Origin of the sequence: Marinitoga aeolica, from assembly GCF_029910535.1 — a bacterium.
In the GTDB taxonomy this organism is placed as follows: Bacteria; Thermotogota; Thermotogae; order Petrotogales; family Petrotogaceae; genus Marinitoga; species Marinitoga aeolica.
Map to the genome: position 1 here is coordinate 695,030 of NZ_CP069362.1, position 14,328 is coordinate 709,357.

The 14,328-nt window shown below is 28.7% G+C and carries 8 protein-coding genes and 1 riboswitch; of the genes, 2 read left to right on the forward strand and 6 right to left on the reverse strand.

All coding sequences use genetic code 11. The features are described 5' to 3' along the window. Positions 1-35: 35 nt before the first annotated feature. From JRV97_RS03350 to JRV97_RS03360, 3 genes are read right to left on the reverse strand one after another with little or no spacing between them, the layout of a single operon-like run. Complete coding sequence (locus tag JRV97_RS03350) at positions 36-803, reverse strand: ABC transporter ATP-binding protein (RefSeq protein ID WP_281000182.1); 768 nt, start codon at positions 801-803, stop codon at positions 36-38. Beyond that, positions 800-1,816: a FecCD family ABC transporter permease gene (locus tag JRV97_RS03355; RefSeq protein ID WP_281000183.1), complete on the reverse strand. Its 1,017-nt coding sequence runs from the start codon at positions 1,814-1,816 to the stop codon at positions 800-802. Before JRV97_RS03355 ends, JRV97_RS03350 begins: the two co-directional genes overlap by 4 nt. Next, positions 1,813-2,697 (reverse strand): ABC transporter substrate-binding protein, encoded by an 885-nt coding sequence (locus JRV97_RS03360; protein ID WP_281000184.1) that lies wholly within the window; start codon positions 2,695-2,697, stop codon positions 1,813-1,815. Before JRV97_RS03360 ends, JRV97_RS03355 begins: the two co-directional genes overlap by 4 nt. A gap of 53 nt (positions 2,698-2,750) precedes the next feature. Next, a riboswitch (cobalamin riboswitch) is annotated at positions 2,751-2,920 on the reverse strand. Positions 2,921-2,999: 79 nt separating this feature from the next. Between JRV97_RS03360 and JRV97_RS03365 the strand changes: the two genes are divergently transcribed. Beyond that, a complete protein-coding gene (locus JRV97_RS03365; RefSeq protein ID WP_281000185.1) occupies positions 3,000-3,416 on the forward strand; it encodes a nucleotidyltransferase substrate binding protein in 417 nt (138 codons plus the stop codon). After that, entirely contained in the window at positions 3,413-3,727 is a 315-nt protein-coding gene (locus JRV97_RS03370) for a nucleotidyltransferase domain-containing protein (protein ID WP_281000186.1), read from the forward strand. The genes JRV97_RS03365 and JRV97_RS03370 overlap by 4 nt, the downstream gene beginning before the upstream one ends. A gap of 29 nt (positions 3,728-3,756) precedes the next feature. Here the strand turns inward: JRV97_RS03370 and JRV97_RS03375 are convergent, their stop codons facing one another. The 3 genes from JRV97_RS03375 to JRV97_RS03385 all read right to left on the reverse strand — a co-directional run bounded on the left by JRV97_RS03375 (position 3,757) and on the right by JRV97_RS03385 (position 14,230). Continuing rightward, positions 3,757-7,311, reverse strand: a complete 3,555-nt coding sequence (locus JRV97_RS03375; protein WP_281000187.1) for an LVIVD repeat-containing protein — start codon at positions 7,309-7,311, stop codon at positions 3,757-3,759. Between the two features lie 182 nt (positions 7,312-7,493). Then, positions 7,494-12,368, reverse strand: a complete 4,875-nt coding sequence (locus JRV97_RS03380; RefSeq protein ID WP_281000188.1) for a cohesin domain-containing protein — start codon at positions 12,366-12,368, stop codon at positions 7,494-7,496. A 176-nt stretch (positions 12,369-12,544) separates the two neighbouring features. Further along, positions 12,545-14,230 (reverse strand): carbon starvation CstA family protein, encoded by a 1,686-nt coding sequence (locus JRV97_RS03385; RefSeq protein ID WP_281000189.1) that lies wholly within the window; start codon positions 14,228-14,230, stop codon positions 12,545-12,547. Positions 14,231-14,328: the final 98 nt, after the last annotated feature.

The following is a 14,328-nucleotide window of genomic DNA, read 5'->3' on the forward strand; positions in this document are numbered from 1 at the left end:
AATATGAGGTTACACATATATTATAACATATAAAATTAATATTCAAAAATAACTTGAGGTTTGTTTTTTATAGGATGATAGGTTATTATACAATCTATATCATATATTTCTTTCATTATTTTTTGTGTTATTACTTCTTCTGGTTTACCATGATATTTTATAATACCTTCTTTAAAGATATATATTCTATCAGAATATAGAGAGGCTAAATTAATATCATGAAATATAGAAAGAATACTTTTATTTTTTTGAATAGATTCATTTTTTACCATTCTTACTAATTGTTGTGTATATCCCGGATCAATTTGTGAAACAAATTCATCCAGTAATAATACATTAGTATCTTGAGCTAATGCTCTCGTTAACATTACCCTTTGTTTTTCACCACCACTTAAATAATTATATATTCTATCCTTAAATTTTAGCGTGTCTGTCTTTTCCATTATCTTATTTAAAAATTCATACTCTCTTCTTGAAAACAATGTTTCATATGGTATTCTGCCTGAAGAAATAATGCTTTCTACTGTAAAATCAAAGGAAGTATAAAATTCTTGAGGAACAACAGAAATTTCTTTAAATAACTCTTTTTTAGAATATTTTTCTATATTTTTATCATTTATAATAATTTTGCCTTTATCTTTTTTTTCTATCATAGTTAATAACTTTAACACTGTAGTTTTACCAGAACCATTAGGACCTATAATTGATACAAATTCCCCTTTTTCAACATATAATTCATCAATATATAATGTAAAATGATTATTATATGAAAATTTTAGATCTTTCATTTCAATTATTCTCATATTTTTCTTCCTCTTTTCATAATAATGATAAAAATAGGAGTTCCTACTAATGATGTTGTTACACCAATAGGTAACTCTGTAGGTCTAAACAAATATCTTGAAAATAAATCTGCAAATCCTAAAAATATTCCACCATATATTAAAGAGCCTATTGTAGAATAATAAATATTAGGACCTGTAAACTTTCTCACGAGATGTGGAATTATTAATCCAACAAAACCAATTATCCCTGCTTTTGAAACAACTACAGAAACAGCAAATATATTTATAGTCAATACTAATAATTTTATTTTTTCAGGATTTATTCCTGAAAAAATAGATATATCATCACCCATAGCAACAACTTCTATATGTTTTTTGAAAATGAAATTAATTAATACTTGAAGAATTAAAAATATACTTAAAATTATTAAATCTGACCAAACAATGTTTCCTGTACTACCCATAAGCCAAAAATTTACATGTAACAAATTTTGCCAGAATAAAACAGTAAATAAAGTTGAAATTGAATTAAATACAAATCCTACAATAACACCACTTAATATTAGTGATACAACAGGAATTTTTCTACCTTCTTTTGCAAGAGCAAAGGCTATCCCTGTTGCTATTAAAGCAGATAAAAATGCAAAAGTTTCTATCCCAAAAGGTAAATTTATTCCATATACACTTTTTAATGCAGTATATATAACAGCACCAAAACTTGCTCCAGATGAAATACCAATAATAAATGGATCGGCAAGTGGATTTTTTATTATCATTTGAAAGTCATTACCAGCTATTGCGAGAATAGCTCCTATTAATATAGTTCCAATTACCCTCGGTAATCTCAAATTGAATATTATTCTATCATATAATACATTATCTGACTTATTTAAAAAGGATGACATTACATCTTTAAAAGGAATTTTTACCGTCCCTAATGATGTGAATATTATTATTGATAAAAATACAAAAATAACCCCCAACAAAAGGGAAAAAATCGGGGAGAACTTCCCCGAAATTATTTTTTTCATTTATTTTCACTGAAGAGTTTATTAATCTCTCCTAATAAATTTATTAATCCTGTATTTGGCAATGATGCCTTATTACCATCAATAATAAATACTTTTCCTTCCTTAACAGCTTTCACATCTTTGAATTGTTCAGCGTTCATAATTAAATTATATGCTCCTTTATCACCAGGATAATAAGCTGGCACTAAAATAATATCTGGATTTTCTTTAACTACAAATTCCGGTCCAATAGCAAACCAACCGTTATTCCCTGTATAAGGTGCTGTTATATTAATCCCACCAGCATATGCAATTATTTCGTTTAAATACGAACCTGTTCCACAAGTCCACATTTGTGAAACACTACCATATGCAGATAAATAAATAACTCTTGGTTTTTCTTTCCATGAAAATGTATTTTTTGCAATATTCAACATTCTTGTTCTTAATTTTTGAGCATAATCCTGAGCTGTTTTATCTTTTCCTAATATAACCCCAACAAGAGATAAATCTCTAAATACTTCATTTAATGTTGTAGCATTTAAAACGAAGGCTTTAATACCAAATTTTTCTAATTTGGAAATTTCTCCTTCTTGAAATCCACCAGTTAATAATACAACATCTGGATTTAAAGAAATTATTTTTTCTACATTCAAAGGAACCATATTACCTATTTTTTCTACATCTGTTATATAAGAATCAAAATTTGTTACTCCAACAACTTTTTCCTTTGCACCAAGTTTTACTATAAAATCGGAAATAGCTGGTGCTGCAACCACAATTCTCCCAACTTCCTTATCAAATGTAACAATTCTTCCCAAATCATCAACTAATGTAACCGGTTTAAATGCAAATACGGATAAAGTTAATACCAATAATACTGCCAGAAATACCTTTTTCATTAAAAATCCCTCCTATATAAAATCTATTTTCCATCTTCTTTTCGCGAGAAGATGGAACAAATCCCTTTAAAGTAGGTCTCCCGGCTTGTGGTTCATCCTACTTCCAGCGCCTTCCCAGAGAAATGTTTCCAGTGGCTTAGTGCTGGTTTCGTCCCCACTCACGGTGGCGCGACCGCAACGGATTTTCACCGTTTTCCCTTACACTTTAAAGGAATTTTTATTTAATTGTCAGTGATATTATATCATGATCACTATAATATTTCAAATAAAAATTATGATATAATCGTAATGGAGGTGTGAAAATGAAAGATATTAGATGGATTCAAAGATTTCAAAATCTCAAAAAGGCTTTTCAACAATTAAAAAATGCTGTAGAATTAGCAAAAACGAGAGAATTATCAATTTTGGAAAAACAAGGATTAATTCAAAGTTTTGAATATACACATGAATTAGCTTGGAAAACCTTCAAGGATTTTTTTAATGAAAAGGGCATTTTTAATATATATGGTTCTAAAGATTCTACAAGAGAGGCATTTAAAAATGGGTTAATAAATAATGGAGATGTATGGATGCAAATGATTTTAAGCAGAAACTTAAGCAGTCATACATACGATGAAAAAACTGCCGAAGAAATAGTTTCACAAATAATAAATAAATATTATAGTGAATTTGAAATATTGATAAATAGATTAGAAAAATTAAAGGAAGAATTTTTATGAATTTTGGATTAGATGATTCTACTATAAAAAAAATTATAAATATACTATCAAAAAACAAAAAAATAAGTAAAGCTGTTATATTCGGATCCAGAGCAAAGGGAAATTATAAAAATGGATCAGATATTGATATTGCACTTTTTGGTGAATATTTGGATATACAAGATATTTATAATATCCATTTATTAATTGAAGAATTATTTTTGCCATATACATTTGATATTGTCATTTTTGATAATATTAAAAATGAGGAGTTAAAAGAGCATATTAAAAGAGTTGGAAAAACTATATATAAAAAGAATCCCCGGGAATAAATCCCGGGGATAGTCTTATCAAAATAAAATTAATTTGCAGCTATACCTCCAACTAAATTATACCAATTTAAGTCATTATCGGGACTATTTGCAAAAGCATTTACTCCAAAGTCAAAATTATTTGTTGATTGTCTATATGTGAATATTACTATACCATTTGAGGAATCTGCTAATACAGCTTTATCTGCCCATGCTGTAGCATCATTGTAAGGAATTACATTCATTGCTGATCCCTGTGTATCATACATATCAATAATCTTATTATTATCTGAATCGCCATCCGGATATCTTCCATCAGAGTTATCTAAATTTGTTAAATTAGCCGGATCAACCTGGAATGATACAATACCTTTATTGCCCGCTGCTATTAAATAGTAATCAAATCCACCATTTGAGGCCACATATTTTGCACCAGTTATCATAGCATCTTCAAATCTTACAGCATATTTATCAGATGTAGTATTAGCATCTGTTGGACCATCTTCACTAAACTTTCCATTTGCTGTATTATATTCTTTTAATACAAATCCCGCACTTCCATCTGCTATTACAACAAAATCTGAAGTATTTGATAATTCAACTGAGAATGCATAACCATCAGTATCATATCTTTCTACAAATGTTAATGCATTTTCTGCAGCATATGTTAATGATCCAACTCCATCATCGCCAAGAGCTGCAAAAATTATATTGTTTGTTGTATCAATTGCTAAATCTACAACTACTTTTCCGTCAACACTTATATTTGAGTCATATTGCGGGTTACCACTTGAAGATATATTAATAATTGCAATACCTTTTGAACTATCTGCAACATATAAATATGTACCAGCCGTTTCAGATGGTAATAATGCATAAGCATAACCATCGGTATCAACATAATTATTTGTCAAAGCTGGAGTATCAGCTGTACCACTAACACTGCCATCATCAAGAACATTTCCATCAGCATCACTATCTAAATCAATAACAGAAACTCCTGCTGCACCATCTGCAACATATAAATACCTGCTTCCATCAAACCATACATCTTCCGCTGAACCTCTTGTCTGAATAACAGCTACAATACTACCATCATTTTTCAATATTCTAACTCCACCGGATTTATCAGCTACAATTATTGCAACTTCATTAGCTTCACCAGCAACTCCACTTTCATTGTAGTCGGTTTGTATTACAATACTTTTTCTTGCATTTATTCCTACTAAACTATTTGCATTTGCCGCATCTACATCATATGGTGCTTTATCAAGTAGAATACTTAAATTAGAATCCATTTTTACTAAACCATTAACTCCATCAAATACATATAATGTTGAACCATCAATGTCCAATGAATTAGCATAACCATTTGTTCCTCTAACTCCAACATATGAAAGATCTGATTTCTTTAATTTAACTACTCCCATTGTTCCATCAGCTACAAATAATGCATCATCAATTGATGAATATACAACATCTTCTGCATAACCAGGAGTATCAAATGAGTATAATGCTACAGGATTATTTTCGTCTGTTACATCATATTTAATTACTCCTTTATCTTTCGCTGTCGCATAAATATATTTTTTGCTTCCATCTGATTCAAATGCGATACTATTAATATCAACATTATTTGAATTACTATCTGTATTAATGCTTGTTATCAGTGTAGGATTTGAATAGCTGGATATATCTAATATAATTAATCCATCTGTACCACCTGCTAAATATGCAACTGTTCCATCGTATGTTATATCATATACTTTATCATTCCCAGAATAACTTCCCATTAATTGATAATCGGTATCTCTTGCTCCACCATTTTCAAATGTAGCTTTTACTATTTTTAAACCTGCATCTTCTACTGCAGCTAAAATATAATATGAACCACTATCTTCTTTTACTTTTAATTTTCTTGTTATTCCTCCAAGAGATATTTTACCATTATCAATATCTGTATTATCTGTTTCTGGAGCTCCTGCATTTAAATGATAAGAAACAATACCTTCACTACCATCCGCAACTAATAAGTATTCTTCTGGTGTTGTTGTTGTTACTTTTGCAATGTCATAAGCATATCCATCTGTATCCTGAGTTTGCGCTTGATCCATATTATTTGCATAGTTTGCATTAAATATGAATATTCCTTCGTACCCACCAGCAGCATATACTTTACTTACAGGATTAATACTAAAGCTTCTTATAGAGTCTGATTCTCGTGTTCCTCCTTTAGGATCTTTTGCTACAACCTTCCAATAATAAGTTACACCAGTTTGACTAAATGAATCACTATAAGAATTTGTAGTTAAACCACTTTTATATAATGTTGTCGGATTAGGATTAGTATCAAGATATAGGTCATATGTAACGGCATCACCATCTGGGTCTGTTGCTGCTGCCCATGCAAAATTAACTGGTGCATTGGCTGCAAATGCTGCTGCATCAGCTGGCCCTGTTAAATCAAATGATCCTGGAGGTGTATTTAATTCAGGTTTTGTTTTATTATAATTTCTTGAGAAAATTATAAAATCGTATAAGTCTATTTTTCCATCTGGAAATGATATGCTATATATATTATTATTCTGCCAATCACCAACAGGCGCTATTTCAGAAGGGTATATATCAAAATTTGAATCATAATTAACATCTCCTATTTGAGAACCATAATGATCTAAAAAGGCTATGAAATCATTAATATCAACTACTTTATCTTTTGATAAACCTCTTGCTGTATCTTCAAAATCTCCTAAAAGTTTTGGATTATATATTGTTATTTCACCAGGATGTTTGTCAACACTTACTTCTTGTAATGCGTTGTTAAGCAAAGAAGCATCTACTGTAACTGTTAATGTTTTTTTAGGATCCACATTCAAAGCTCTCCAATAAACTTTTACAATATCACTTGAAGCCATTGTAATTTCTTCCCCATTTATTGTTGCAAAATCAACTATTAATTTACCAGGGTTTGATTTATCAACAGATGCTTTATTTACATTACTTAACAATACATCTACACCATCACCATCAGTTCCTTTATTTTCGATTTCCATAAAATTTTCATCATAATTGAAAACTATTCTAAATGCTTCTACACCGGATATATTCTCCGCATGAATAATAGACCATGTTGAGTCATTAGTTAAAACATTTGTTGCATCAGAAACACTTAGACCATCTGAATAAGGTGCTGTTGCTTTTGTTATTATTCTGTTATTTTGTTCATCCAACAATGCTGCTTTAGTTACAATTTGCGTTTTTTCTACATTTAAATAATTTCTTTTTACTGAAAATAGTTTTTCACCCTTAACTATATCTTTTTGTGCTCTTGAAAACATCAATACTGTTTTGTTAGGATAATTTTTCACCAACATTAATGATGTGTTTTTGTCATAAATAAATGCATCTTTTGGTATATTTGCGTTAAATTCTACTTCTACAGCTGATGCATTTACCTTTGAATAAAAATCATAATTGGTAGCTAAATCTACACTTATATGATTTGTATTCAACATTTCTACTGGAACTGTTTTAAAGCATCCTACCAAAACAAATGCAACAAACAGCAAAATCCCCATAAATAATAATCCCTTTTTGTTCCGCATATTGTCACCTCCATATATTAATTTTCTGCAATTATAACATCGGCCATTTTAAAAAATACTTTATTATTTTTTTAAACTTTATTTATTATTAGATTAATCTTATTTGTTTAGACTATATAATCTTTTTTATTGTTCAAAAAAACAAGGCCATGCCCTTAAAAAGAAGCACAGCCTTATTTTTATTATTGTATTGTTATTATTCCAACATCACTAATATCAACATTTAATTCATTACCACTTGAATCTACAATTTTAGTATTTGAGGTAAATTTAATTTCTGTATTTCCACTACTTCCTATTGCAGTAAAAGTTATTTTTAAAATATCGCTATTATTGATATTAAATGGTGAAAAAGATAATGTTGTTACTTTTATTTTTCCATTATTTATATTAATTATTAAACTCCTTCCCTGTAATTCTCCAATCGCCTGAATATTATTTTGTGATACTGTCAATTTTGTTTTGTCATAACTTATTTCAATATCGAAAGCCTGAACATTTTCCAATTTTTGCCCGTGAATAATTAAATCTCCCTGACTTCCAGATTGTATTGTAGCATCTTTAAAATATAATTTTGGTGTTAATGGCCCTATTGATTCTTTTATTGTAAATGAATATATATCACTTGTACTTTCACCACCTTTACCATCTTTTGCCACTACTTTCCAATAGTATGTTACCCCTAATTCCAATCCAGAAACAGCTAAAGATGTATTTTTCACATTAGTTTTATATGGAGTATTTAAATTTTGAGTTTTATCAAGATAAATGTCATATGTTAATGCATCTCCATCTGGATCATTTGCACTCCATCGTAATGTAATATCAGGTTCCACATCTATAGAATTATTTGCAGGTGATAATAATATTGGTTTAGATGGTGGATTATTTATTACTGAAGCTGTATTAAATGAATATACATCACTTGATGTTTCTCCGCCTTTACCATCTTTTGCTACAATTTTCCAATAATATGTTTCTCCAGGTTCCAATATAATACTATATGACGTTCCATCATAGCCAATTTCCTTTGGAGTTGATAATATAGGTTCTTTTTCAATATATATATCATATGTTAAAGAATCTCCATCTGGATCAGAACATGACCATTTCAAACTCGCGTTTATAGGTACATTTTCACTATTATTTACTGGTTCTAATAATGTTGGTTTAAGAGGTGGATTATTTTCACCAATAACTTCTTTAACTGTAAAACTCCATAAATCACTTCTTGAAATATTCCCATAACTATCATGTGCTTTAATATACCAATAATATGTTCCTGGTTTCAAATTTGATATTTTATATTCTTTTTTTGTAAGTTTTTGCGCTTTCAATTCTTGATTCAAATTATTTCCAAAGTATACATCATAATATACCGCATCTCCATCTGGATCAGAAGATTCCCAGGATAATGTTACTGTAGATAAAGCTATTTCGCCTTTATCCTGCGGATAAGGATTATACGGTTTTAATGGTGGCCTATTAGAAGGCATTGTTATATTTTTATTTATGTTTCCTGTATGTTTTTTATCTCCTAAATATATTGGCCAGGAAGTATCTCTCAAATTTCGTGCTTCGCCATATATTCCATATAAAAAACCATCTGTTGTTCCAAAAATAATAACACCATTAGCATCTATATTTGGAGAATATTTTATTTTATTATAAAGTGTATACCATTCTAATTCACCATTATAAACTATAAATTTATTTTTTGTAGTAATATATTTCGCATTTTCCATCAAGATAAGAGAATATGGAATATCCTTTAATTCAATTTTCTCCATATAATCGCTTAAATAATAATACTTATACAAATTTCCTTCCACTGTTTCGAAAATTATGGAATTATCATTATCTATCAATATACTTCCTCTTATTTCTTCACCTATATATTTATCAAAAATTATTCTACCATATTTATTAATAGAATATATTTTGTTTTCACCCGTAGCAAAATAAACATTTTCATTCCCATCCATTGATAATCTGGAAGATATAGCCTTTGAAAATCCTTTTTTAAATTTAACATTTCCATTTAAATCTAAACCATATAAATAATTATTCATAGCAAAATAAATATTACTTTCTTTATCTATTACAATATTTGAAGTAGGATTCCCTTTTAATTCTTTTTTCCATATTTCATTTCCATATGCTCCAAATTTATATATAGTACCTATCGAAGTAATTACATATATTTCTCCATTACTACCAAGTGAAACGGGATAATCTATTGCCCCATCCAAATTTATTTTATCAGATAGTGTTCCATCAGAATTGATAATATATAATTCTCCATTTTCATTCCCAATAATAACCTGATTTAACGGATTTAACACAACAGAGCTTTTTACAAATCCATCTGTATTATACTTCCACAATTTCTCCCCTGAAGAATTATATGCATAAACGGAACCAGAACTTGTTGAAAAATATATTATATTTTCATCTGATATTGCTGGAGAATATATAGTTGATCCTTCAACTTTAATTTTAAACTTTTCTTCAGCTGGCGCAGGAATGGTATTGAAACTGTATATACTGCTTTCTGATTCTAATTCGCCATCATTTGCAATAACTTTCCAATAATATCTTTTACCATTTTCTAAATTAATTTCATATGATGTTGCATTTGTCGTAGTAATTAAATTCAAATTGTCATCTTCACCTAAATATATTTTATATGTCAAATCATCATCTTCGGGATCCTCACATTCCCAGGTTAATAGAATATGCTTGGGGATTTCTATACTCTGATTTTGTGGATAGGTTAATTCAGGTTTTTCAGGTTCAGTATTATTTCTTATATATGAATTTCTATTTTTATAAATATTTTTTCCAAAAACTGGCCAAAAAACATTTAATATATTTTTATCTTCGAGTGAAACAGAATATAACTTATCGTTAGAAGCAAAATATATTAGACCATCATTTAACAAAATATCTGTTTTTATTTCTCCAAAATTCTTTAATATTATTTTATTTTCATTTTGAATTACACTATCGTTTGACACCACAATTAAATTTTTATTTTCAGTTATTAATAATGTTTTCGAATAAATATCATTCAAAACAGAGGTATTTATTAAATTACCTTTTTTATCTATTTTAAATATCTTATTTTTCCCAGCTGCATATAAATTTTCACCATCATATATTATTTCATTTTCTACATTTTCTGATAAATTTAATTCCCAATTTTTATCCCCTTCTTTTGTATAAGAATATATTTTATTTTCTGTAGCAAAATAAATATTATAATTTTCATCGTTTGAAATTAATGTTGTAATTTTTTGTGGGAATGTTATTTCTTTATATATTTTCCCCTTTGGTTTGGTAAGAATTATTTTCCCAACATTTTCATAATTACCAGATATAACTAAATATCCATTTTCAATTATCAAAGCAGGTCCAGAGGGTATTATATTATAATTTTTATTCCAATAAAGAGAATAATTTTCTAGACTATATGTATATACACTTCCATTTTCAGTAATTATATATAAATATTTTCTGTTTTTATAATCTTTATTAGCTGTAATTCCTACAATATCATCAGATACATTTATTGTATTGATAGTTTCGAATTTATCCAAATCTATTACTTTTAATATTCCGCCATTTGTAGGAACAAACATCATATTACCAAAAATAATACTATTTGATCTTATATTATTTATCTCAATTGAATAATTTTCTAAGCCATTTGTATTTAGTCTATATATTTTATTTTCATTGACAACAATTAATCTATGATTATAGGCAAAAATATTTTTAACTCCGGAAATCTCCTCTTCCCATTGGAATTTTCCTGGTTCTTTTTTAGTTTTAAAATATATTTCATCGCTTGCTCTTATACCCCCATATTCATCTTTTGCTACTATTTTCAAGTAATAATCTGTATCATAACTCAAATTAAGCATATATTCCTTTGAAGTAATATTTGTAGCTATTTTTGTGTAATTACCAGAATAATTTCCCAAATATATATCATATTTTAAATCATCTCCATCTAAATCAGAACAATCCCATTTTAAAACAAAATCTTTAGGAACTATTGAGTTATTTAAAGGATATAAAATTTTCGGTTTTTCAGGTTCTTGATTGACATCTTTAACTATAATATTTAAAAATCCGCTGGAATTATCTTTTGTATCTGATACAACTATTTGTTCCTGGATTTTTCTAGTTGAATTAGAGTGTTTTACAAAATCATACCTTGGTTTAAATATATATTTACTTCCTTGAATACTGGCACCATTGTTTGTTACTATACTATATTCAAAATAATCGTCTTCCATATCTGATACAAAATTACTTAAGTCTAATTCAAATTCTTCATTTTCTTTTACTACGAAATCTTTTTGAGGAAAATCAATAATTGGAGGAGTGTTAGATACTGTTTTAAATGTCCATATCTCTGATGTAGTAGAAGCTCCATTGGAATCATGTGATACTATTTCCCAATAATATGTTTTATTTAATGCTAAATTACTTATTGTGTATTCGGTTTTTATTAAATTCGTTGCAATTGGAGTTATTAATGGAGTAGATTCACCAAGATATAAATCATAATAAACCATATCTCCATCAAAATCAAGGCTTTTATTCCATTGAAATTTTATATTATATGGATAAACTGAATTATCATTATTATTCGGATATATCAAAAATGATTTAATTGGTTTATTATTAGGCTTATATGTTTCAAATTGAGCAATTTTTTTCACTTTTTCTCCTTTTTCATCAACTACTTCTAACCACCATTCATATTGTTTTAAATTTTCTAAATTCTTTACAACATAATTATTACCAGCAAGATTTTCTTCCTTTTTAATTATATTTCCATTTGAAAACAAATAAAAATTATAATGCAATACTCCCCCTTCAGCATCTTTAGCAGACCACTTGAAGGTTACTTCATCAGGATTAACTTTTTCACCATTAGACGGACTCATACTTTCAATTATAGGAGGTTGATTCTTAAATATACATCCCTGTAAAAAAAACAATAACATCAATATTACAAATAAAACATATATCTTTCTCATAAATTTGCCTCCCATATTTGAGACTATTCAAAACTTTAGTTAGTTCTTATATCTTCGTATTATTTTTCCATATTAATTAATCATTTACCTATAAATAATATTTATTTATAATCTTTATTTTTGAAAGCGGTATACTATAACAAAAGCACCCGAAATCGGGTGCTTTTGTTATAAGTTTATATTTCTTCTTCAACTGGTTCTGGTTCTTTCCCAGCTTTTGCAATCGCTATAAATCCTTCTGTTATAATCCATAATGCTATTATAAGCGTTGCAACAGTAATGAAAATCAATAATCCATTATTTGCAGAAATAAATTTCTTTAAATTCATAAATGTTGCATATAATGTCATTACCATCATAAATAACATTGGTAATCCTGTAATCCAAATTGCTTTTCGTTTTTTTGCCAGATAAACTGTACCTATTAACAGTGCTAAACTTGCTAGCAATTGATTTAATGCACCAAATACAGGCCATAAAATCAAAGCACCTTTACCACCATCTGCAGATAATGCTAATCCCATTGCTGCTAATATAACAACTGCTGTAGCAACATATCTATTTTTCAATGGTTTAACTACTACTTCTTTTTCTTTATTTGAGAACAATTCCTGTAATGCAAATCTTTGAATCCTTGCAGATGAATCCATTGTTGTTCCTGCAAAAGAAACAATAAATACGGCCATTATCGTTTTAGCTAAATCTAAAGGTATACCATATGAATTCATTAAGTTTGCAGAACCATTAATAACTGCTGATAATTTTGCACCTAAACCACTTGCTGCTGCCCATGAAGCATAATGTGATGTGAATGCCGCTACTCCTCCACCATTCATACCTAATCCAGCCGTTACTGCGATAATAACAATAGTAGCCAAAACACCTTCTAAGATCATTCCACCATATCCTATTAAATGTGCATCTGTTTCTTTTTCCATTTGTTTAACAGTTGTTCCAGAAGCTGCCAAACTATGAAATCCTGAAATAGCACCACAAGCTATAGTAATAAATAAAATTGGAAATAATGGAGGTGCATCTGGAACTGTTTGGAAAGCCGGTGCAACAATTTTAGGATGGCCAACTAATATACCCAATACTAATAATGCCATTGCGATTAACAATTCATGTGAATTTATGTAATCTCTTGGTTGTAATAATTTATGAACAGGCAATGTTGAAGCAAGGAATACATATATCATTAAAATGTAAATCCATGTAACTACAGAAATACCTTTTATCGGCATAGCAACACCTATTGCTATTGTTACATACATTAAAATAACAGCTATTATTGAATAAACTGTATCGTTTTTACCCTTGTTATATACCATATAACTTAACCACATTGCAATAGGTATTTCCATCCATACTGGAAATACTGATTGTGGATACATATTGAACAATAATGCAACGATTAAACCAAAAACAGCTAAAACTATCCATAATAAGAATTGAATTAATATTAAGAATATCTTTGCTGTTCTTTCGTTAATTAAATTACCTGTCAATTCACCAATAGTTTTTCCTTGATTTCTAGCAGAAACTATTAATGATGTAAAATCATGTACGGCACCCATGAAAATTGATCCAAAAAACACCCATATAAATGCTGGAACCCAACCCCAAATTACACCAATTGCTGGACCAACAATAGGACCAGTTCCTGCGATTGTTGTAAAATGGTGTCCTAATAAAATATGTTTTTTAGTAGGAACATAATCAACACCATCTTCAAATTCCTTTGATGGAACTGGATTTTTGTCATTCAAGCCAAAAATCTTCTTTGCTATCCATTTACCATATGTGTTATAAGCTAACCAATAGCCAACAAATGCTAATATTGCCAAAAGCAATGAATTCACTAGAATTCCCCCTTTCAAGATTACTATGCAGAATTAATATATCACATGATATATTAATTTAATACATAAAAGTTAAAAAAAATGACCTGAATGGTCAT

Excerpts from the sequence above, each read along its gene's own strand:
- JRV97_RS03355 (WP_281000183.1), bottom strand. The coding sequence starts at position 1,816 with ATGAAAAAAATAATTTCGGGGAAGTTCTCCCCGATTTTTTCCCTTTTG.
- JRV97_RS03350 (WP_281000182.1), bottom strand. The coding sequence starts at position 803 with ATGAGAATAATTGAAATGAAAGATCTAAAATTTTCATATAATAATCAT.
- JRV97_RS03375 (WP_281000187.1), bottom strand. The coding sequence starts at position 7,311 with ATGCGGAACAAAAAGGGATTATTATTTATGGGGATTTTGCTGTTTGTT.
- JRV97_RS03370 (WP_281000186.1), top strand. The coding sequence starts at position 3,413 with ATGAATTTTGGATTAGATGATTCTACTATAAAAAAAATTATAAATATA.
- JRV97_RS03365 (WP_281000185.1), top strand. The coding sequence starts at position 3,000 with ATGAAAGATATTAGATGGATTCAAAGATTTCAAAATCTCAAAAAGGCT.
- JRV97_RS03380 (WP_281000188.1), bottom strand. The coding sequence starts at position 12,368 with ATGAGAAAGATATATGTTTTATTTGTAATATTGATGTTATTGTTTTTT.
- JRV97_RS03360 (WP_281000184.1), bottom strand. The coding sequence starts at position 2,697 with ATGAAAAAGGTATTTCTGGCAGTATTATTGGTATTAACTTTATCCGTA.